The organism is Roseovarius sp. W115 (assembly GCF_032842945.2).
Classification (GTDB): Bacteria; Pseudomonadota; Alphaproteobacteria; order Rhodobacterales; family Rhodobacteraceae; genus Roseovarius; species Roseovarius rhodophyticola.
Genome location: NZ_CP146606.1, coordinates 3,470,398 through 3,490,600 on the forward strand (window position 1 = coordinate 3,470,398; position 20,203 = coordinate 3,490,600).

Below are 20,203 nucleotides of genomic sequence, written 5' to 3' on the forward strand. Positions count from 1 at the left end.
ATGTTCCGCATCCGCAAGGTTCCCGACGCACGGGCCCCAAGCAACCGCACGGCCGTTGCCGAAGCGCAGGCTATCCTGCGGGCACAGTTTCCTGGCATGGCTCCGGACGATATCGACGCGCTTCCGGGACGGCTCGAAGACCCGTTTACCCATCGGTTTGTTGCCGAACTTCTGGTCGCAGAAGACGCGCGGTCCCATGTTCGCGCGGCGGCTGTTATGCTCTATGATCCCGAACTGGCCTTTGCCTTTCTGGACATGCTGGCAACAACTCCAGGCGCAAGCCCCGGGCGTGGAACTGGTGGTGCCCTCTACGAACGTGTGCGGTTGGAGGCGGCAGCACTCGGTGCAAAGGGGCTCTATTTCGAATGTCTGCCGGACGATTCCGAGACTAGCCCCGATCCGGCAATCCGCGCGCAGAACGCGGCGCGGCTGAAGTTCTACGAACGGTTCGGTGCCCGCCCGATTGTCGGCACGGCCTATGAGACACCGCTGTCGCCTGAAGATACAGATATGCCGCATCTCGTCTTCGACGGGCTGGGCCGTCACGACTTGCCGGACAGCGAGCGACTGCAAGACATCGTGCGCGCGATCCTGGAGCGGAAATACGGCACACTTTGTCCGTCGGACTATGTGGCTGAAGTCGTGGGCTCGATCCACGAAGAAGCCTATGCCCTGCGTCCGCCCCGCTACAAAGGGACAAAGACAGTCGCCGCGCCGGCCGAGATGCGCCGACCCATCCCGCTGATCGTCAACGACCGTCACGACATCCATCACATTCGGGAGCGAGGCTATGTGGAGAGCCCGATCCGGATCAAGTTGATCCTCGATGACCTTGACGCAACCGGATTGTTTGTCCGCCACGAGACCCGCCACTTCCCCGATCGATGGATCCGCGAAGTGCATGATGCGCGCCTTCTCGACTATCTCAAGAGCGCCTGCGCGGAAGCGCCCGAGAAGACATCGATCTATCCCTACGTTTTCCCGGTGCGCAATGCGACGCGCCCGCCAAAAGAGCGGTCGGTTCTGGCGGGTTACTGGTGCATCGACACCTTCACGCCTATCAACCGCAACGCCTGGCCCGCAGCACGCCGCGCCGTCGATTGCACACTGACCGCCGCCGAGGCGGTTTTGGGCGGCGCACCGGCGGCCTACGCGCTTGTGCGTCCTCCGGGCCATCATGCTGAACGCAAAACCTTCGGAGGGTTCTGCTATCTCTGCAGCGGTGCAGTCGCCGCAAACTACCTGTCGCACTACGGCAAGGTCGCGATCCTCGACATCGACTATCACCATGGCAATGGCCAGCAGGACATCTTCTACGAACGCGCCGACGTCTTGACCGTGTCAATCCACGGCGATCCGAGCTTTGCCTACCCGTACTTTACGGGGTTCCGCTCCGAGACCGGTCTCGGGTGTGGGGCAGGCCATAACCTCAACATTCCGCTGCCTGAGACCGTGTCACCGGCGCAGTACATTGACGCCCTGGATCAGGCTCTGGAGCGCATCGGGGAGTTCCGGCCCGACTACCTTGTGCTGTCGCTGGGCTTCGATACCGGCCGGGGCGACCCGACGGGCACATGGTCGAACCGTCCGGAGGACTTCCGTCGCATCGGCGCGCTGATTGCGGAACAGGGCTACCCGACCGTTCTGGTGCAGGAAGGGGGCTACCGGATACGCACGCTTGGCGCGAATGCGCGGGCCTTCTTTGACGGACTAGCAGGCGGTCTTGGATCAGCCCCGTGCCCCAACGCTGCACCGTCGAGAACCGCCAACGCTCCCGCGCCGCGGCGCTGGCGCACAAGTGTCCGCCCCGAGGATCCCGGCCGCATCCGCGCGCTCGTTGCGGCGACCGACCGCTTTTCCGCCGATGAGATCGAAATCGCTGTGGAACTGGCGCAGGAACGCATCACGCTGGGGCGCGCATCGGGATATCACTTCTTGTTTGCCAATCGCGGCGACAGGCTGGAGGGTTTTGCCTGCTTCGGCCAGATCCCCGGGTCAGAGACAAGCTGGGACCTCTACTGGATCGCCGTCCAACCCGAGCAGCACGGCCAAGGCTTAGGCGCGGAAATTCTGCGTCGTGTCGAGGCAACAATCGGCCGCGCCGGTGGCCGCCAGGTCTTCATCGACACATCGTCGAGCCCGGCCTATGCGAGCACGCGCACATTCTATCTGCGCCAAGGCTATCACCTTGCCGCCGAATTGGCGGATTTCTACCGTCAGGGCGACGGCAAAGCGATCTATGCGAAAGCGCTGTCGGCATGACCAAAGTGAATCTGTCCGTTCGCCGAATAGCGGAAAAGGGTCGCGGTGTGTTCACAAACCTCCCCATCGCGGCGGGTGACGTTCTGGAACGGGCCCCTGCGCTTGAATTGGATGCGCCGGCGACGGATGCCATCGCCTCGACCACATTGGACAACTATTATTTCGCCCACCCGGCAGATCCGGAGGGCGGTCTTATGGTGCTTGGGCTTTCGACCCTACTCAACCATTCCGAGATGCCCAACACCCAGACGACGGCGGCTTTCGACCGACATGTTGGCTGGACAGTCACCCTGCGCGCGCTGCGCGCCATTCCGGCCGGTGAAGAGCTGACCCGCCGCTATTCATGCGCGGTGTGGTTCGATCCAGTATGATCATTGCTCTGTTGGTAAATACCTGGCGATGAAATTGCGTGATTGGCACTACATGCGGACCAGTCTAAGGCCAGTTGCAGCAACCCAGACGAGCCACATGAATAGACCCAGAACGCCTAGCAACACGAGTGGCGAGCCATCCGCAATGGCGATGTTTCCGAGCCCGGCCAAAAGAAGAAGGCTTCCACCCGTCACGCCGAGGAGCCTCTGCCAAGTTCTTGTGAAACCGCCGGTGTAAGCAGCCAACGCCGCGCCGATGAAGGTCACTCCAAGCGCGGGCAGTGCGAGTGCAAAAACCGCGGCATGAAAATGCCACATCAACTCGAAGGCGGGCGTCGGTTCCGTCAGCCCATCCGCGGCGAGGACAACCGCGATATGTGTGGCGACGGTGAGGGCAAACAATGCTGACAGTGTAGCACCTCCCACAACCGCAAGCCGCGACCAGTCCGCACCCGCGCGCCCACTGCGCCGCACCAGTCCGTTCAGACCAGTAACGAGCAAGAGAAGCAGGCACATGTTCACTGCCTCCAGACCAAAAGCGACGGCCAAGACGCCGCGGTTTTCTGCGTGATAAGTTAGGACTAGACCAATGGAATCGCTGTAGTCCGGCGCCCCAGAGATGCCAAACAACATGTTTTGCGAAAACATCGACATGGCGTAGGCGAGCGCGACGGCCCCTACGATCCGCGGGGCGGCGAAGCGGTCGGGCATCACGACCTCGTCCATTCCCGTCCTTATGTCTTGTGGTTCTTTTGGCATGATGACGTGTGGCCTCTCTTTGGCGCAATGAGATAAGCGTGGAAAAAACAGTGGTGATCAGAAGGCGATCAATGGTTTTCCCAAGTCTGTGCGAAGATCCAACGCGTGTTCCAGAGATCTACCCGCGATAGCGTCCACGATGTCCGCGTCTGGGACGGTCATCCCAGTCTTCCCACGCTGTTTCCTCCGGGTAGCGCCAGTCTGAGGGGCTTTCGCAATCGCGCTCATCCTGCAGGGTTTCCGGCGGTTCCCAGTGTTCGGGAAGTTCATCCTGCGGTGTGGAAGTCGCTGAATGCGATCGCTTGCGGCCGAGGCATTGCAAGAACCATAGGCGGATCGTTTCGACCAAGGAACGGATCATCTGCGTGTCTCACATGTTGGCTGGTGGTTGGCGCGGCGCTCAAGTCGCCGCGCGCAAATGTCAAAAATCCATGCCTGCCAGATCGTCGACGTAGTCGGGCATGGGTACGTCCTGCCTGCGTGGTTTCGGCTTTTCGACCACAACTGCCTCCGTCGTCATCATCAGCCCCGCGATCGAGGCCGCGTCCTGGAGTGCAATCCGCACCACTTTGGTGGGGTCCACGATCCCGGCCTCGAACATGTCGACAAACTGATCGGTCTGGGCATCGTAGCCCCAAACCGTATCGTTCTTACGGGTCAGTTGGTCGACGATATACGCCCCATCCTTACCGGCATTGCGCGCTATCAAACGAACAGGCTCCGTTGCCGCCCGGCGCACGATGGTAGCACCTGCCCGCATGTCGTCGTTGATCAACCCTTCCGGGTTCATGGCATGCGATGCCCGCAAGAGTGCAGTGCCACCGCCAGGCAGAATGCCTTCGGCTACGGCGGCGCGTGTCGCGTGGAGGGCGTCATCGACGCGGTCCTTGCGTTCCTTCACTTCGACCTCCGTGACGCCGCCGACGTGAATCACTGCCACACCGCCCGAGAGCTTCGCAAGTCGCTCTTCGAGCTTCTCGCGATCATAGTCGGATGTGGTGTCTTCGATCTGCGTTTTGATCGACGCGCATCGCGCTTCGATGTCTTCGGGCGTTCCTGCGCCATAAATGATTGTCGTGTCGTCTTTGGTGATCAGGATACGTTTTGCGCGGCCCAGCATGTCGAGCGTCACGTTCACCAGTTTTGTGCCGAGGTCTTCGGACACAACTGTTGCGCCGGTCAGAGCGGCAATATCTTGCAACATCGCCTTGCGGCGATCACCAAAGCCCGGCGCCTTTACGGCGGCGCATCTGAGATTGCCGCGCAACCTGTTGACGACGAGCGAGGCCAGGGCTTCGCCGTCGACATCTTCGGCAATCACGAGGATCGGCCTGTCTGCCTCGATCACCGCTTCGAGAATCGGAACAAGTGGCCTCATGTTGGAGAGTTTCCTTTCATGCAGCAGGATGAACGCGTCATCGAGTTCGACCGTCATCTTGTCCGAGGCGGTCACGAAGTAGGGCGAAAGGTAGCCGCGATCGAACTGCATGCCGTCAACGACTTCCAGTACCATCTCGCGCGACTTCGCTTCTTCGACCGTGATCGCGCCTTCGCGGCCTACACGATCCAGAGCGTCGCTGATGATGCGGCCGACCTCTTCATCGCCATTCGACGCGATAGTTGCCACCTGACGGATCTGGTCACTGCTTTCGACAGGGCGGGACAGGCTGGCGAGTTCAACAACCAGGGCCCGCACTGCGGCGTCGATGCCGCGTTTGACGTCCATCGCGTTCATACCAGCGACAACGGCCTTGTTGCCCTCGCGCAAGATGGATCGGGCGAGCACCGTCGAGGTCGTGGTGCCGTCACCGGCAAGTTTCGCCGTGCGCTCGGCCGCTTCGCGGATGAGGCGGACGCCAATGTTGGCGTAAGGGTCTGCAAGCTCAATGGACTTCGCGACCGTGACACCGTCCTTGGTTGTGCGTGGCGCGCCGAAGCTCTTTTCGATCATGACGTTTCGACCACGTGGACCGAGCGTGACGGCGACAGCGTCCGTGAGGACGTTGACGCCTTTGATCATTCTCTGCCGGGCATCGGCATTGAACGCGATAGATTTGGGTGACATGTGGCAAGTCCAGCCTAAGGGGTTTCTTTGTGCTGGATTTGGGAAGCGTCCTTGTTGGCGAATAGATCAAGCACCCATGAAATTTTCGCGCTGTTACTATCGGATCAGTAAATACCTATTTAACTTCAGATACTTGGAGAATGCAGCCCGAAATCTGCGGAATTGAAATGATCGGCGCCTTTGCCCAAATGCACAGGGCTTCAATGTTGAAGCGTGGAGTAGGACCTATGCATACAAAACCTGTTACTCATTGGTGGGACTGGCACAACTGGCGGATCTGGTCGATTGCCGGGCTCGTAGCGCTGCTTCTCATCGCAGCAGCTATCTACATGACCGACATATTCGGAGGTTCGACCTTGCCCGACGCCGGCGGCGTGACGATCACAGAGCCTGCCACCGAATAACGACAACGACCAACCTGCACTGGCGGATCTTCCGCCAGTGCAACCAAGTTACTGAACGCGGGCCTTCGCGAATTTTTGTAACTGACGCACCGCTTCAGCCGGAATGCCCTCTGCTTCACTGGTGACTGCGTAGGCGGCATATCCAAAGCGCGGAGCGTCCTCGACCAAGCGCAACTTCCCACGCTCGACCTCTTCCGAAACGACCCGATACGGGAAGTACCCTGAGCCGGGTACGGCTCTCAGGTAGTCGAGCCCCAGCATTCCGAGACCCAATTGCAGAGCCGGTTTTGCCATATGAGGGAAGTTCAGAAGGTGATCGGCGCGGAATTCAGGTCCCCAGTCGATCAGCACATATGCGTCACCCAACGGGTCCATCTGCGCGTCCGGATTGCTGCTGACCAGAACAAAGTCATCTTCGAAGAGCTGGATGGCATTGAGCTCGGCGGTGTTCAGCGGACGATAGGTTACTGCAATATCCAAACTGCCGTCCGCGATCTGCCGGGACAGTGTTTCGGAACGTTCCGAAACAGCGCTGATTGAGACGTTGGGAAACGCATTCCGAAGGATCGGGAGCGCATCAATCAGAAGCTTGTGCCACAAGCTTGGCACGGCACCGATTTCGAGCGACATGTCATAAACGTCGGGCAGTGACGCATCGAGCCGGGCCTGCGACCAGGTGCGCACCAATGCCTGGGCGTGGCGGTGAAACCGGTGGCCTGCGGGCGTCAAGGTCGCCCCGCTTTTCCCGCGTTCGAAGACGGGCCGTCCGAGTTGATCCTCGAGCGAACGGATGCGCATGCTGACCGTTGATTGCGTCACATGCACTTTTTCAGCGGCGTCAAAGAAGCTGCCGGTTTCGACCACCGCGAGGAATGTGCGTGCAAGTTCAATGTCCATGCATTATCTATTTGGAATTCCGATATCAGCGTCAATATAAATTCGTTTTTCAATCTGTTCGATTGACCCCATATTGGCTCTGTAGCGGTCAGGAGCCGTCACATGTTCGGAACACGATCCATGATTTTGTGACGACTGTCGCACCCGATCCCTCGTGACGTCATCGCCTTTCAGGGCCGCGCCCCAAAGCCGCTACATCAGGAATGCAACTTTAACCGGGGATCTTATGGATGCCCCAGCTATGGAGAAAAACATGAGCCGCGTATCAACTGGTGCACTGCTCGCAATGCTGACGGCGACATCGGCCTTCGCACTGTCGGCCGAGATCGACACCGATGGTGATGGCATGGCGTCTCTCACCGAAATCCAGGCGTTCTATCCTGAAGTAACCGAAGAACTCTTCGGAGAGATGGACACGGATGGCGATGGGTACGTCAATGACGAAGAATTCCTGGTGGCTGTCGGAGCCGAACTCATCCCCGACCCGGAAGCTGACTTGTAACCAGGAGGTTGCGGAGTGATCCACACATGTCTCAAGGCACACGAATCCACGGACAGCTTCTGAGTGCCGCAGGCCTCTGGCTGCTCCTGTCCCCCTTCGTCCTGTTCAGCCAAACCAGCCTGTCCACTGGAGTTTCGGACAAGGCAATCCTTGTCTCGATGTCCATGGGTTTCCTGGTGTTGGTGATCGCAGGATTGAATACGCGATATCATCGCTGGGTGTGTGGCGCTTTGGGCATTGCATTGGGTGTCGCAACACTGGGAGGCCCGTGGGTGTTGGGCTACGCCGACCAGTTCATGGTCACGCTGAGTTCCAGCATCACCGGGGTTGCGATCATCTCAATCGCGGTTGCCGAGTGTTTTGGTAGCAATCAACAAGGTCACTCCTAGACGGAAGCAGGGCGGGAAACCGCCCTGCATTCCTTGCGCAACTGATACCAACTGGGCGAGACTCAAAACCGATATTGCAAGGAACGCGCCCAAAAATGGAATTCGTTGGCGGACACGAAACAAACCTGGAAGACATCGCTGCAGTTTGTCTGATCGCCGCGATTGCTGGACTGATACTCGTACGAATTGGTCAACCACCAATGGTTGGCTACATCTTGGCTGGTCTGATTTTTGGTCCAACTGGATTAGGGTTCATTCAAAGCTCAGACGGGATTGCTCTGCTTGCCGAGCTTGGTGTGCTGCTCCTTCTTTTCCTGATCGGCCTTGAGCTTTCGATCCGAGCATTCGTCTTGGTCCTTCGACCGGCCTTGGTGGTGCTTGCCGGCCAACTTGCGTTTTCTCTTGGTCTGACGGCCGTCTTCGGCGCGATATTGGGCTGGAGTATCGAGCAGGTTCTTCTTTTGGGTTTCATCGTTGCAGTTTCGTCCACCGCGGTTGCTATCAAGATCCTGGAAGAAATCGACGAGCTAAGAACGGAGATCGGACGCATCACCGTCGGTGTCATGATCGCCCAGGACATAGCGCTTGTCCCAATGCTTGTTCTGGTCGAAGCGCTCGGCGAAGAGACCATCCCTGCAAGAGAGATCGTATTGCTGATCACCCTGGCGATGGCCTTGCTGGCGGGCCTGATCTGGTATTTGAGCCGTCCAGGCAAGTTTAGGGTTCCCTGGTCCGATCGCTTAACCGGACGTCCGGAACTCATCATTCTGGCAGCACTTGCTGTGTGTCTGACAGCAGCCACAGCGAGCGGTTTATTTGGACTTTCGCCGGTCTACGGGGCATTTCTTGCCGGATTAATTCTGGCAAACTCGACATTGCGCGCCGAAATCATCGAAGTAACCCATCCTGTACAAGCGATCTTGGTGTTTGTGTTTTTCTTGTCGGTGGGACTTCTGATTGACTTGGAATTCATCGTTGCCAACTGGGAGATCGTCGTCAGTTTTGCGGCCGTGGTGGTCGTCCTCAAATCGTTCTTCAATGTAGGCCTGATCAAGCTATCGGGTTTTAGTTGGGAGACCGCCCTCCCTGCAGGTCTAGCCATGGCCCAGATAGGTGAGTTCTCATTCATTCTTGCCGCGGTGGGCGTCAAGAACGGTGTTTTGGACGATCAGACCTATAAACTGGCCCTTTCCATCATAGCCGTCACCTTTGTCATTTCGCCAATCTGGATGAATGCGGTTCGTCGGTTCGACGCAGTAACCAGCAAGCATCTCACAAGCTTGAGAGATTGGCTTGCAGAAAGCTATTCGCCGGAGTTGAAAGAGTTGGGCAAGGGTCGCGAAGCAGTTGCCCGTTCTTTGGAAGGGTTACGTGACAGCGTCGCCGGCAAGGTCGATCCATCGACCGAAGAAGATGTCAAATCGGACAAATCCGAGAGTTAGCGTTTATAATCAAAGGGGTCGCGCCTCGATCGCTCATCCGGCCTGCCTTGGCACTCAACACGATGCTTCCGCATTGCGACTGTCTTGATGTCGTGGCTCAAAGCACAAAAAGGCGAACTACTCGGAGGCGCGAGTCACCGAAAGAGCTCAAGAAACGCAAAAGCGCCAACCGACAGGATACCGATCACGAGCCCGCATGAGATCAGCGCCAGCACAAGACCGGCACTGAACCAGTATCCGTCGCGCTCGCTAAGACCAAGTGCCAGCATGACAATCGAAAGCGCGGGAAGCCCATTGGCAAAAGGGATGGGCAGAAACAAAAAGACCGCGAGGATCAACGTTGCGCCACCGATGACGCGCTCTGCCGCAAGGTACGATTTCGGCCACCAACGTGGTTTGGCCATACGCTCGATCCGTTCGACATAAGGCAAGGAAACGGTGACGATCCGGCGGAATACGGATGGCTCGATCGACCGTTCGGCAACGAGGCGCGGCAGCCAGACCTCACATCTGCCAAGCAGGAGCTGCATGCCCAGAAGCATCAATGGGAGAGCCGTGAAAACCGAGGAGCCCGGAATGAACAAGAACACATTCGGTGCGGCAAAGATGACCATCAAGGGCGCGAAACTCCGGTCACGCAACGCCCTGACGATGTCTCCGACAGAAACACGCCCGCCTTCACCGGTCACAAGGTCTCTCAGAACCTCCGACAGCCGACGCCCAGGTTGGCGCGCCAGAAGCGTCTTGGCGATTTCAACTTTTGTCATCGGGCAAACAGATCGATGAGGGTCGGCAGCGCGCAGGCGCTACCGACCCACGACAAGCGTTAGCTTCCGCCATCCGTCCCTTCAGGCAGAGCGACGGCAAGACGGTGAAGGGCGGTGATAGCGGTCAGGCCGTCCTCACCAGCGCTGTCGTACACCATGTGAACGCGATCCCCTCGAGCAAGATCGTCGGGTGTCTCGACGGAGGCAGGAAGTTCCCAAACCGTCATGTCGGTCATCACAATGATCCGATCAACCCGGTCGAAGCTCAGAATGAGCCCCTCAGTTTCATCGGCGACAGCGGGTGTCGCCAACGCACCCGCAACAAGTATAGCAAGAATGGAACGCATGTTTCGATTCCCAACAAGGAGGAAGCCCTGGGCGCGCGATTTCGCGCTTGCGGCAGCCGGACGGAGCCTCGCGCCCGACACTGCAGATATGGGAGTTCGCAAAGCCTGCGCAAGAGACTCTTCTAGACCAATATCGATGTGTGTTCCGCGATGAGCATTCTCGGCAATCTCGTGCGCATACGGCGAAAAGTCGAAAGCATCGGGCCCGAAAAACCTGAAGTTTGGATTGGAGCAGGTCTTGCCCCGCGGCCCAAAAGTTGCATGCAGAATAGAATGACTTACGCGCCGCGGAGTCAAAGGCCTAGCACGGAGAAGCGATCAGCATGAGCCGTCGGCCAGATCAAATCACATGTCGACACCTTCGGCGATGCTCAGCGCATCCTCCAACTCGACACCAAGGTAGCGTACAGTACTGTCAACCTTCGTGTGCCCGAGCAGAAGTTGAACGGCCCTGAGATTCCCCGTCTTTCGATAGATCTCCGCAGCTTTGGTCCGTCGGAGGGAATGGGTACCATATCCACTTGGCTCCAGGCCGGTCGCCACCACCCAATCGCGAACCAGCCGACCATACTGGCGCGTGGAAATGTGTGGCCGTTCGTGGAAACGACTGGGAAACATGAAATGGCTTCCGATCATCTCGGGCGACTTGATCCAAGCGGCGACGCTATCGCGCGTATTTTCAACCAGCTCAAACTGGACAGGCCGTTTGGTTTTGCTCTGAACCACCGAAACACGTTCGCGAACACGATCATCTTTCATCAGATCGATCACGGCGAGTTTGACCAGATCACACCCGCGCAGCTTGCTGTCGATGGCGACGTTGAACAGTGCAAGATCGCGGAGATTGCCCGCAAGTTCAAGGCGTGCACGGATCGCCCAGACTTGTTTGGGCAGTAGCGGTCTTTTTTGTCCGATAATCCGCCCTTTGTTCCAAACTCTGTGTTTCGGGGTTACTGCTGGAAGTTGGACTCTTGGCATAGTGTGCCCTCCGATCCTCCCTCCGCGCCCAGACGTCAGCACCGCGCTGGCTCTGAGGAGTTTACCCGAATATTTGCGAATGTCTTCCGCCGGCCAACCTACGCGGTGGCACCGGTCTGCGGCGATAAGGTGGATTTCTGTCTGACTGTCCGCCATTGTTTGAATGGCTGGTTTGGTGAATTGGTAGCGACGCAGCGCCGGGGGCTTTGTTAATGCGAAACAATGCTGCGTCAGCAATAGCCGCATCTGCACAGGTCCGGTTTGTCCGCAAACCGGACATCCATACACTCGTCTTCTAAATCGCAACATGGTCAACAGAGAGACCCTTCGCCTCTACTGCTGCGACGCTTTCAGCACCGCCGACACTGGAGCCAAGGCCACCGAGGACGCGCGGTCCTGCAGGCCCCATAAGAGCAGTGCGCTGATCGTATCAGGGCGCAGGCGGCCTACCATGATCACACCGCCCTCTTCCTGACCTGCCCGGAACGCGGCCTGATCAAGGAAGCGGCGGATGACTGTGGCGCCCTGCCCATTGCCATCAAAGTCGCGGAAAACCGTGGCCGAGGGCACACCTTCGCGCGCGGCGAGTTTTTGAGCCGTGTTCAGACCATTGGGCCACATCACCAGGCCATGTCCCGAAGCGAGCAGGATGGGTGCCAGTTGCGCGGCGGCCTCACGGTTGGACTGCAACCCTGTGTCCAGCCCTTCCATAATGCCCACAGCCTCTGGAACGGCCTCAAGGTAGACCCCCATGGCCACTTCAACATCCTGGGCTGCGGCATTTTCCGGCAGGTTCGTCATGGCCAGAACTTCCTGTCCCGCATCGCGGTATTTCTGCGCAATCTCCTTAGCGTTTGGAGAGGTCACATTCACTGCAAAGCTGATCGGATAGGGGAAATCAGTGAAGGCTTCGGGTCCGACGAGGCTATTGCCATCATCCATCAGGACAATGGCCATCAAGGGCTTGTCGCCCTCATTTTCGAACTCAACGGCAAACCGATCAATTGGTCTGAGATCCTCTGCTCCAGCCTCTGGCACCGTTTCATCTTCGGACGGCTCCAAGGCCGCCTCTTCGGTTTCAACCGGATCGCCGACGCGCGGCAAACGGTCCGTGGTGACACCATCAGCGATGTTGCCAATCACGCTTGAGGACGCTTCTTCTGTGGCGGACTCGGCCTGAGCGAGGTCCAGAACCCGGTCGTCTTCTTGACCTACATCAGCCTGTGCCGTCTCGTCGCTGACCTCAGGCTGTGCTGGTTCAGGCGTGGGGGCTTGTTCGATTTCTTCGGTGATCTGCGCAAGGCCAGTGTCTTCAGTGGCAGTTGCAGGTTCAGGTCCTGTCGCTTCAGACGTTTCCGCGATGGGCTCCTGCTGTGTTTCAGCTCCCGTTGCGACCTCAGGTGCAGCCTCTTCGCTCTCTGTGGGTGTCTGAGGAACGTCTTCGACCGCAGCTTCTTCTGCGACCACGGCTTCTGGTGCTTGGTCCGACGTCTCAGTCTCAGTCTCAACAACTTGTAGTCCAGATTCCTCTTCCACTGGTTCAGGTGTCAAAGGCTGTGCAGGTTCGGTCGACACGCTGACTGTGTCGTCGCCTTGTGGCGCATCCGGTGCCCTGCTCTGTTCGATGGCGACAACAGGTTCATCGCCTCCCAGAGCCACACCACCTTCTTCGGTTGGCACTTCGGGGGTTTCCAGACTGCTGTCGATCTGGCCGATTTCTGGTGCGTTGGCTGATCCCAGGTCGGACTCGGACAGAGCGGCAAGACTACCCGGCTCTGGCGCATCTGCCTGCCCTACGGGTTCTTTGGGTGCGGATGGCTCAGGTTCCGGCAAAGACACCGCTTCGTCGCTTAACCCTTGATTGAATTCCGATCCAGCCGGCACCTCGACCTCAGCAGTCTGCGGTGCAGCGGCTGACTCCTCTGTCTGCTGTTCTGCATTTCGCGCCGCAGCGGTTCCGGTGTTGCCACCGCCAACAATGACGGATGCCACAGCCAAACAGACGCCCGATACGGCCGTCCCGGAGATGAGACCTCCCAATAATCCACGAAGCACTGCTATTGCCCTCGAATTTGCTTTTTCTGTATCTTGCGCCTCTTGACGCTCTCGCGCAAGCCTGAACAAGTATACCGCGACTGATACCCGGGCCTCCAGCCCCAATCCGAATTGGCCAAAACCGATGCTTCTGCTGATCGATAACTATGACAGTTTTACCTATAACCTCGTGCATTACGTGGGCGAGTTGGGCGCCAACGTGGTGGTCCGGCGCAATGATGCCATTGATGTGCAAGAGGCTATGGCGCTGAAACCAGAAGGGATTCTGCTCTCACCCGGCCCTTGTGATCCGGATCGCGCCGGAATTTGCCTTGCACTCACGCAGGCGGCGGCGGAAACCCGCACACCGCTTTTGGGTGTATGCCTCGGGCATCAAACCATCGGTCAGGTCTTTGGCGGCAAGGTCGTGCGTCACGCTGAGATCGTGCATGGCAAGATGGGTCAAATGCGCCATAAAGGCACCGGTGTCTTTGCCGGGTTGCCTTCGCCATTTGAGGCCACACGCTATCACTCGCTTGTGGTTGAGCGCGACAGTTGCCCAGATTGCCTGGAAATCAATGCCGAGCTTGAGGATGGCACAATCATGGGGGTGCGGCACAAGCAGTTGCCTATTCATGGCGTGCAATTTCATCCGGAATCTATTGCCTCGGAACATGGCCATGCGCTTTTGAAGAACTTTCTTGAGACCATGCAGGTGCCCGCATGAGCGACACGCTGAAACCTCTGATTGGCGCAGCGGTGGACCGAGCGCTCACCCGCGACGAAGCGGAAGCGGCGTTCAGCGTCCTCTTTGAAGGTGAGGCCACACCGGCGCAGATGGGCGGCTTTCTGATGGCGCTGCGCACGCGGGGCGAAACGGTAGATGAATACGCTGCCGCCGCGGCTGTGATGCGTGCGAAGTGTAACAAGGTGACAGCGCCCAAGGGGGCGATGGACATTGTCGGCACCGGGGGCGACGGTAAGGGAACTCTGAACATTTCGACGGCAACTGCCTTTGTGGTGGCGGGCGCTGGTGTGCCCGTGGCCAAGCATGGCAACCGCAATCTGAGTTCAAAATCAGGCGCAGCCGATGCGCTGACCCAGATGGGTATCAACGTGATGGTCGGCGCAGATGTGGTTGAAAAGGCTTTGGAAAGTGCCGGTATCGCTTTCATGATGGCCCCGATGCATCACCCGGCCATGGCGCATGTCGGCCCGGTGCGCGCAGAGCTTGGCACGCGCACGATTTTCAACATTCTGGGCCCCTTGACCAACCCCGCGGGTGCTAAACGCCAACTCACGGGCGCGTTTAGCCGTGATTTGATCCGGCCCATGGCCGAAACTCTGGGACAACTTGGATCAGAACGTGCCTGGCTGGTGCATGGCGGCGATGGCACAGACGAGCTCAGCATTGCAGGCTCAAGCTGGGTGGCCGCTTTGAACGAAGATGGCGGCGTTGAGGATCTAGAGGTGCATCCCGAGGATTTTGGCCTGCCGGTGCATCCGTTTGAAGCCATTCTTGGCGGCACGCCGGAAGAAAACGGCGCGGCGTTCCGCGCACTTCTCAACGGAGCAAAAGGCGCGTATCGTGATGCCGTACTGCTGAATGCAGCTGCTGCCCTGACCATTGCAGGTAAAGCCAGCGACCTGAAATCCGGCGTTGATCTGGCCCGCGAAAGCATTGACAGCAGCGCGGCCAAGGCGCGGGTTGAGACGCTGGCCCAAATCACATCGGAGGCCGCATGAGCACGCCGTCCATTCTTGAAAAGATCAAAACCTACAAGCTTGAGGAAATCGCCGCCGCCAAAGCCGCCAAGCCCTTGGAAGAGCTGACAACAGAGGCCGAGAACGCCCCTGCGGTTCGTCCTTTCACCGACGCGCTTTTACAAGCCAGCAAGACCGGCTTTGGCCTCATCGCAGAGATCAAAAAGGCCAGCCCCTCCAAAGGCTTGATCCGAGAGGATTTTGATCCGCCTGCCTTAGCCGAAGCCTATGAGGACGGTGGTGCGGCCTGTTTGTCTGTTCTGACCGACACACCCAGCTTTCAAGGCGCGCCAGAGTTCCTTGTGGCCGCGAGAGAGGCGTGCAGCCTGCCGGTTCTGCGCAAGGATTTCATGTATGACACCTATCAGGTGACTGAGGCGCGTGCCTGGGGGGCGGATTGCATCCTGATCATCATGGCCTCGGTCGATGATGGTCAGGCGGCCGAGCTAGAGGACGCGGCGACCGAATGGGGCATGGATGCGCTTCTGGAAGTCCATAACGAAGAAGAGTTGGAGCGCGCAGCGCGCCTTACCTCGACAATGATCGGCATCAACAACCGCGACCTCAATACGTTCGAAACCTCACTGGATGTCACCAAGCGATTGTCCAAACTCGTGCCAGAGGATCGCATGATCGTCACCGAAAGCGGGCTTTTTGAGCCAGAAGACCTGGCCGATCTGGCACGCTACGGCGCGCGCGCCTTCTTGATTGGTGAATCTCTCATGCGACAGGACGATGTGACCACCGCCACGCGCCGTATTCTGTCCGCCGCTCCGGCCCCAAGGGGGATTTGATGGCGGATCTCACACATTTCGACGGCAAGGGCGACGCCCATATGGTCGATGTCTCGGACAAGGCCGTCACGGACCGCATCGCCGTGGCCGAAGGTCATGTGAAAATGGCCGCGCAAACCTTTGATATCATTTCAGAAGGCCGCGCCAAGAAGGGCGATGTGCTCTCTGTCGCGCGTTTGGCGGGGATCATGGGCGCCAAGAAGACACCCGAGCTTATCCCGCTTTGCCATCCCTTGCCCATCACCAAGGTTGCGGTCGAGTTAACACTCGATCCCGACCTGCCCGGCGTGGGAATAGAGGCAACGGTCAAAACGACCGGGCAAACCGGCGTCGAGATGGAAGCATTGACCGCTGTGAGCACGGCTGCGCTGACCGTCTATGACATGGTCAAGGCCGTGGACAAAGAGATGGACATCGGCGGCATTCGCGTGTTGCTCAAAGATGGCGGCAAATCGGGACGATTTGAGGCCAGATGATCACCGTCTCCGAAGCTTTGGACCATCTCTTTGCGCTGGTCTCTCCTCTTGAACCCGAGACTGTGCCCTTGGCGCAGGCCGGTGGACGCGTGCTGGTCCAACCGGCCGTGGCGCGGCGCGACCAGCCACCTTTCGATGGCTCTGCCATGGATGGCTATGCTGTACGGGATGAAGACGCAGACCCCGGTGCATCCCTGACGGTCATTGGCGAAGCTGCTGCCGGGCATCGGTTTGATGGTGCTGTAGGCCCTGGCCAGGCCGTGCGCATTTTCACCGGTGCTCCGGTGCCGAAGGGGACATCGCGGGTTGTCATACAAGAAGACGTGACGCGTGACGGCGATCAGATCACGCTGGGGTCCAAGCTCGATGCAAAAACCCATATCCGTCCGGCAGGCAGCGATTTCAAAATCGGCGACATTCTGGATGCGCCAAGACGGCTTAGCCCCTCGGATGTCGCCCTGCTGGCCTCAATGAATATCGCGCAAGTCGAGGTGACGCGCAAACCGCGTGTCGCGTTGATTTCCACCGGGGATGAGCTGGTGATGCCCGGCGAAACCCCCTCACCGGATCAGATCATCGCGTCCAATACATTCGGCCTCAAGGCGCTACTGGATCAGCTTGGCGCGGAACCCCGTGTTCTTCCCATCGCAAGGGACACACGATCGTCTTTGGAAATGGCGTTTGAGCTGGCCGAAGGGGCCGATCTGGTGGTGACCATTGGCGGAGCATCGGTGGGCGATCATGATTTGGTGGGCGATGTTGCACAGGACCTTGGAATGCAGCAGGCGTTTTACAAGGTGGCGATGCGCCCTGGCAAGCCGCTGATGGCCGGGCGAATGGGCGATGCGGCGATGCTGGGCCTTCCGGGCAATCCGGTCTCAGCCATGGTGTGTGGTCATGTTTTCATGGCTCCGATGATCCGGGTGATGCTGGGCTTGCCTGCCTGCCCTGCCCCGAGACAAACGGCGCGGCTGGGCTGTGACATGCCGAAGGGTGGCCCGCGCGAGCACTACATGCGCGCAGCTCTGAACGACGGAAAAATTGTGCCAGAAGGACGGCAGGATAGCAGCCTTCTGAGCCTTCTGGCCCATGCGGACGTGCTTATGGTGCGTCCTGTAGACGATGCGCCGCGTCAAAAAGGCGATCAGGTCGAATATATCGCACTTTAAGTGAGTAGCGTGCGGGTCTTGCCACGCCACTTATCCACAGGCCTGTTGACACAAAACATGAACATGAATAGAACAAAGAGAAACCAACGAGCCTTGGAGGAATGGTTTCATGCTGACAAAGAAGCAGCTCGATTTGTTGGAGTTCATTCATAAACGGGTGCAGCGCGACGGTGTGCCGCCCAGTTTTGATGAGATGAAAGATGCGCTTGATCTACGGTCCAAATCCGGCATTCACCGATTGATCACCGCACTGGAAGAACGTGGATTTATCCGTCGTCTTGCCCATCGGGCACGGGCGCTTGAGATTGTCAAACTGCCCGACAATATGATCGGCGACAGCGCACCGGGCTTTACCCCGCGTGTGATCGAGGGCGACAAGCCCGACACGCCGCAACCTGCCAATGCCCAACCGGTTGATGCCGCTCAGGTGATGGAGCTGCCACTGATGGGCCGAATTGCCGCCGGTGTGCCGATTGAGGCGATTGCCCATGCGAGCCGCAATGTGGCCGTGCCCGGCGATATGATCAGCGGCCCGGGCGAGCATTACGCACTTGAAGTCAAGGGCGACTCGATGATCGATGCGGGCATTAATGACGGCGACGTGGTGATCATTCGCGAAACCAACTCGGCCGATAATGGCGACATCGTTGTGGCTCTGGTTGAGGATCAGGAAGCAACATTGAAAAAGTTCTACCGCCGAGGCAACGCCATCGCGCTCGAGGCCGCAAACCCGGCCTATGAAACGCGTGTTCTGCCCGATGACAAAGTCAAAGTTCAGGGCAAGCTGGTCGGGCTGATCCGAAGCTACTGAGCATGCCAGAGCCGTGTGCCGGTGACATCGCGCGCGGATATGGTTTTGATCCCATCTTTGGTTTTGTAGAGGGCAAGCGCACCGCTTGCCCTTAGCGTTTTGGGATGAATAACGCGGCACGGCAGGTTCAGGTCACGCGGCACAGCGGACAGGATCACCCAATCCTCTCGCGCACAGCTGTCAAAGCTTTCAGCGGCTTTTTTGCCCAGCAAATGAGTGATCTTCCATGCGCGGGTTGTGCTCTCTGACCAAAGCGCGTTTGCCGCGTCCTGAGAGCTTGGATTTCCATCGTTCTCAAGCCAGTTGAGCGCAACAAAGCCCGCACCGCGCGGTTTAGACAGCGCGCGACCCTGATCCGTCATAATGCCCACGAGCCCGCCGGTTTCCGCGATGAGCACATCCGGTCTGGGCGTTCCGGCCCATAGCGCAAAACCCAGGACAACAGGCACAACGCCCAATATCCGCAACCGCCCTTTCCACAAAAGCGCAAAGAGCGCGCCAAGCGCGATGAGCGGCAAAACCGCCTTACCCGGAGACGGCACCATCCCTCTTGCGCCTTCCCAGCCGGACGTTGTGTGCGCAACTCCGAGAATCCAATCCAGCGCGAGCCCCATGATGCTGAGTACCGGGCCTTCGAGGCCAAATGGCATCAACAGCCCGGCGAGTACCGCCATTGGAATCACAATCACCCCCATGAGGGGCACTGAGAGAAGATTGGCAATTAGACCGTAATGCGCGATCTGGTTGAAATGCGCGGCTGCAATGGGCGCCGTGGCCAGCCCTGCAACAGCCGAGGAAATCACCACTGCCACCGCAGGGCGCAACCAGCGTGGGCCAAGAGAGATATCCCGGTCTCTCAAGCCATTGAACACCGCAATCAGGGCTGCGGTTGCTGCAAAGGACAACTGAAACCCCGGCCCCAGCAAGGCCTCAGGGCGCAAGACCAGCACAATGATAGCCGCAACCGCCACCGAGCGCAGGCTCAACACACGCCTGTCCGCCAGCACCGCGATCAACATGACCGTGACCATCACAAAGGCCCGTTCGGTCGAGACGTTCCCCCCGAGAGTGCGAAGTATCCGGCGGCTGCAAAAAACGCGCCTATGGCCGCAAGTTTGCGTGTTGGCCAGCGGACATTCAGCGACGGTATCGCAGCAAGACCCAACCTCAGGGCGGCAAAAACAAACCCTGTGAGCAAGCCCATATGCAGCCCCGAGATGGCCAGAAGATGCGCCAGATTGGACACTCGCAAAGCGGTGAGCGTGTCCTGCCCCATGGCCGAGCGGTCCCCGGTCATGATGGCGGCGGCAAAGGCCCCGGCCTCGCCCTCCAGTTTGGATTGCACCCGCGCTGATAGGGCCATGCGCGTGCGGGTGATCCATTGCCCCTGCCCCGGCGGTCTCAGGCGCAGAACAGGTGTGCGGGTGTACCCCACGGCACCCAGTTGCTGAAACCAGGCGTGGCGTTGGAAGTCGAACCCGCCGGGCTCAACCGGGCCTCCGGGAGGGGACAGATGCGCTGTCAGGATCAGGGTCGTTCCAGGTGTCAGTGGCACAATCGGAGGATCCCCATGCAACGCCACACGCACGCGCGCCGGTATCTCATCCATCGGAATGCCGGTCAGGACCACCTGGTCCAATGTCAGGCGCAAAGCATCCGAGGCCGAACGATCCAGCGCCACAAGTCGTCCCTGCACCGGGCCGTAATATCGCCAGCCAAGAACAGGCTCTGCCAGCAAATGCGCCCGCGCCCCGGCCAGGACCCCGCCAAGAGCCACAAGTGACAAAGCCCAGAGCGCCGGACGGACCTCAGGCGCCAGCCAGCGACTGGCGACAAGAGACACAGCCATTCCCAATCCCAGAACAGCGTAGTGCGTCGCCCCAGGTTCAAATTTCAGAAGAAAATATCCGCCGATTCCCATGGCCAAACAGACCGGCACCCAGCCGAACAGATACCCGCGCTGCGACAGCCA

At 58.9% G+C, this 20,203-nt stretch carries 20 protein-coding genes and 1 pseudogene; 12 read left to right on the top strand and 9 right to left on the bottom strand.

Annotation, left to right across the window (positions count from 1 at the left end; genetic code table 11):
- Together RZS32_RS17645 and RZS32_RS17650 are read left to right on the top strand one after the other, a co-directional pair.
- Complete coding sequence (locus tag RZS32_RS17645) at window positions 1–2,262, top strand: GNAT family N-acetyltransferase (protein ID WP_317054859.1); 2,262 nt, start codon at window positions 1–3, stop codon at window positions 2,260–2,262.
- Window positions 2,259–2,633 (top strand): SET domain-containing protein-lysine N-methyltransferase, encoded by a 375-nt coding sequence (locus tag RZS32_RS17650; protein WP_317054860.1) that lies wholly within the window; start codon window positions 2,259–2,261, stop codon window positions 2,631–2,633. The genes RZS32_RS17645 and RZS32_RS17650 overlap by 4 nt, the downstream gene beginning before the upstream one ends.
- A gap of 48 nt (window positions 2,634–2,681) precedes the next feature.
- On the opposite strand, the gene RZS32_RS17655 is transcribed toward RZS32_RS17650, so the two are convergent.
- From RZS32_RS17655 to groL, 3 genes are all read right to left on the bottom strand, one after another.
- The gene (locus RZS32_RS17655) at window positions 2,682–3,359 is read right to left on the bottom strand and encodes a hypothetical protein (protein ID WP_339106741.1); all 678 of its coding nucleotides are present in this window, start codon (window positions 3,357–3,359) and stop codon (window positions 2,682–2,684) included.
- A 151-nt stretch (window positions 3,360–3,510) separates the two neighbouring features.
- On the bottom strand, window positions 3,511–3,753 hold the full coding sequence (locus tag RZS32_RS17660) for a hypothetical protein (protein ID WP_317054862.1): 243 nt from the start codon (window positions 3,751–3,753) through the stop codon (window positions 3,511–3,513).
- A gap of 60 nt (window positions 3,754–3,813) precedes the next feature.
- Entirely contained in the window at window positions 3,814–5,457 is a 1,644-nt protein-coding gene (gene groL / locus RZS32_RS17665) for a chaperonin GroEL (protein WP_317054863.1), read from the bottom strand.
- Between the two features lie 227 nt (window positions 5,458–5,684).
- Here groL and RZS32_RS17670 point away from each other — a divergent pair, with 227 nt between their 5' ends.
- Window positions 5,685–5,861, top strand: a complete 177-nt coding sequence (locus RZS32_RS17670; RefSeq protein WP_317054864.1) for a hypothetical protein — start codon at window positions 5,685–5,687, stop codon at window positions 5,859–5,861.
- Window positions 5,862–5,909: 48 nt separating this feature from the next.
- Here the strand turns inward: RZS32_RS17670 and RZS32_RS17675 are convergent, their stop codons facing one another.
- Window positions 5,910–6,758: a LysR family transcriptional regulator gene (locus tag RZS32_RS17675; protein WP_317054865.1), complete on the bottom strand. Its 849-nt coding sequence runs from the start codon at window positions 6,756–6,758 to the stop codon at window positions 5,910–5,912.
- Between the two features lie 253 nt (window positions 6,759–7,011).
- On the opposite strand from RZS32_RS17675, the gene RZS32_RS17680 reads away from it, so the two are divergent.
- From RZS32_RS17680 to RZS32_RS17690, 3 genes are all read left to right on the top strand, one after another.
- Entirely contained in the window at window positions 7,012–7,260 is a 249-nt protein-coding gene (locus tag RZS32_RS17680) for an EF-hand domain-containing protein (RefSeq protein WP_317054866.1), read from the top strand.
- 26 nt (window positions 7,261–7,286) lie between these two features.
- Window positions 7,287–7,649, top strand: a complete 363-nt coding sequence (locus tag RZS32_RS17685; RefSeq protein WP_317054867.1) for an SPW repeat domain-containing protein — start codon at window positions 7,287–7,289, stop codon at window positions 7,647–7,649.
- Between the two features lie 95 nt (window positions 7,650–7,744).
- Entirely contained in the window at window positions 7,745–9,091 is a 1,347-nt protein-coding gene (locus RZS32_RS17690) for a cation:proton antiporter (protein WP_317054868.1), read from the top strand.
- Window positions 9,092–9,225: 134 nt separating this feature from the next.
- On the opposite strand, the gene RZS32_RS17695 is transcribed toward RZS32_RS17690, so the two are convergent.
- The 4 genes from RZS32_RS17695 to RZS32_RS17710 form a co-directional block, all read right to left on the bottom strand.
- Window positions 9,226–9,858 (bottom strand): exopolysaccharide biosynthesis protein, encoded by a 633-nt coding sequence (locus tag RZS32_RS17695; RefSeq protein ID WP_317054869.1) that lies wholly within the window; start codon window positions 9,856–9,858, stop codon window positions 9,226–9,228.
- Window positions 9,859–9,917: 59 nt separating this feature from the next.
- Window positions 9,918–10,205 carry a hypothetical protein gene (locus RZS32_RS17700; RefSeq protein ID WP_317054870.1) on the bottom strand — a complete coding sequence of 96 codons (288 nt, stop codon included), beginning with the start codon at window positions 10,203–10,205 and terminating at the stop codon, window positions 9,918–9,920.
- A 345-nt stretch (window positions 10,206–10,550) separates the two neighbouring features.
- Window positions 10,551–11,183, bottom strand: coding sequence for a tyrosine-type recombinase/integrase (locus RZS32_RS17705; protein ID WP_317054871.1), 633 nt, complete (start codon window positions 11,181–11,183; stop codon window positions 10,551–10,553).
- A 333-nt stretch (window positions 11,184–11,516) separates the two neighbouring features.
- Window positions 11,517–13,238 (bottom strand): divergent polysaccharide deacetylase family protein, encoded by a 1,722-nt coding sequence (locus RZS32_RS17710; protein ID WP_317054872.1) that lies wholly within the window; start codon window positions 13,236–13,238, stop codon window positions 11,517–11,519.
- Between the two features lie 124 nt (window positions 13,239–13,362).
- Between RZS32_RS17710 and RZS32_RS17715 the strand changes: the two genes are divergently transcribed.
- From RZS32_RS17715 to lexA, 6 genes are all read left to right on the top strand, one after another.
- Entirely contained in the window at window positions 13,363–13,944 is a 582-nt protein-coding gene (locus RZS32_RS17715; protein ID WP_317054873.1) for an anthranilate synthase component II, read from the top strand.
- Complete coding sequence (gene trpD, locus RZS32_RS17720; RefSeq protein WP_317054874.1) at window positions 13,941–14,963, top strand: anthranilate phosphoribosyltransferase; 1,023 nt, start codon at window positions 13,941–13,943, stop codon at window positions 14,961–14,963. Before RZS32_RS17715 ends, trpD begins: the two co-directional genes overlap by 4 nt.
- Window positions 14,960–15,775 carry an indole-3-glycerol phosphate synthase TrpC gene (gene trpC / locus RZS32_RS17725; protein ID WP_317054875.1) on the top strand — a complete coding sequence of 272 codons (816 nt, stop codon included), beginning with the start codon at window positions 14,960–14,962 and terminating at the stop codon, window positions 15,773–15,775. The genes trpD and trpC overlap by 4 nt, the downstream gene beginning before the upstream one ends.
- Window positions 15,775–16,251 carry a cyclic pyranopterin monophosphate synthase MoaC gene (moaC, locus tag RZS32_RS17730; protein WP_317054876.1) on the top strand — a complete coding sequence of 159 codons (477 nt, stop codon included), beginning with the start codon at window positions 15,775–15,777 and terminating at the stop codon, window positions 16,249–16,251. The genes trpC and moaC overlap by 1 nt, the downstream gene beginning before the upstream one ends.
- Window positions 16,248–17,420 carry a gephyrin-like molybdotransferase Glp gene (glp, locus tag RZS32_RS17735; RefSeq protein WP_317054877.1) on the top strand — a complete coding sequence of 391 codons (1,173 nt, stop codon included), beginning with the start codon at window positions 16,248–16,250 and terminating at the stop codon, window positions 17,418–17,420. Before moaC ends, glp begins: the two co-directional genes overlap by 4 nt.
- A 109-nt stretch (window positions 17,421–17,529) precedes the next feature.
- On the top strand, window positions 17,530–18,231 hold the full coding sequence (gene lexA, locus RZS32_RS17740; RefSeq protein WP_317054878.1) for a transcriptional repressor LexA: 702 nt from the start codon (window positions 17,530–17,532) through the stop codon (window positions 18,229–18,231).
- Here the strand turns inward: lexA and RZS32_RS19045 are convergent.
- A pseudogene (locus RZS32_RS19045) lies at window positions 18,225–20,152 on the bottom strand (ComEC/Rec2 family competence protein). The gene lexA and the pseudogene RZS32_RS19045 sit on opposite strands and share 7 nt — an antisense overlap.
- Between the last annotated feature and the right edge of the window lie 51 nt (window positions 20,153–20,203).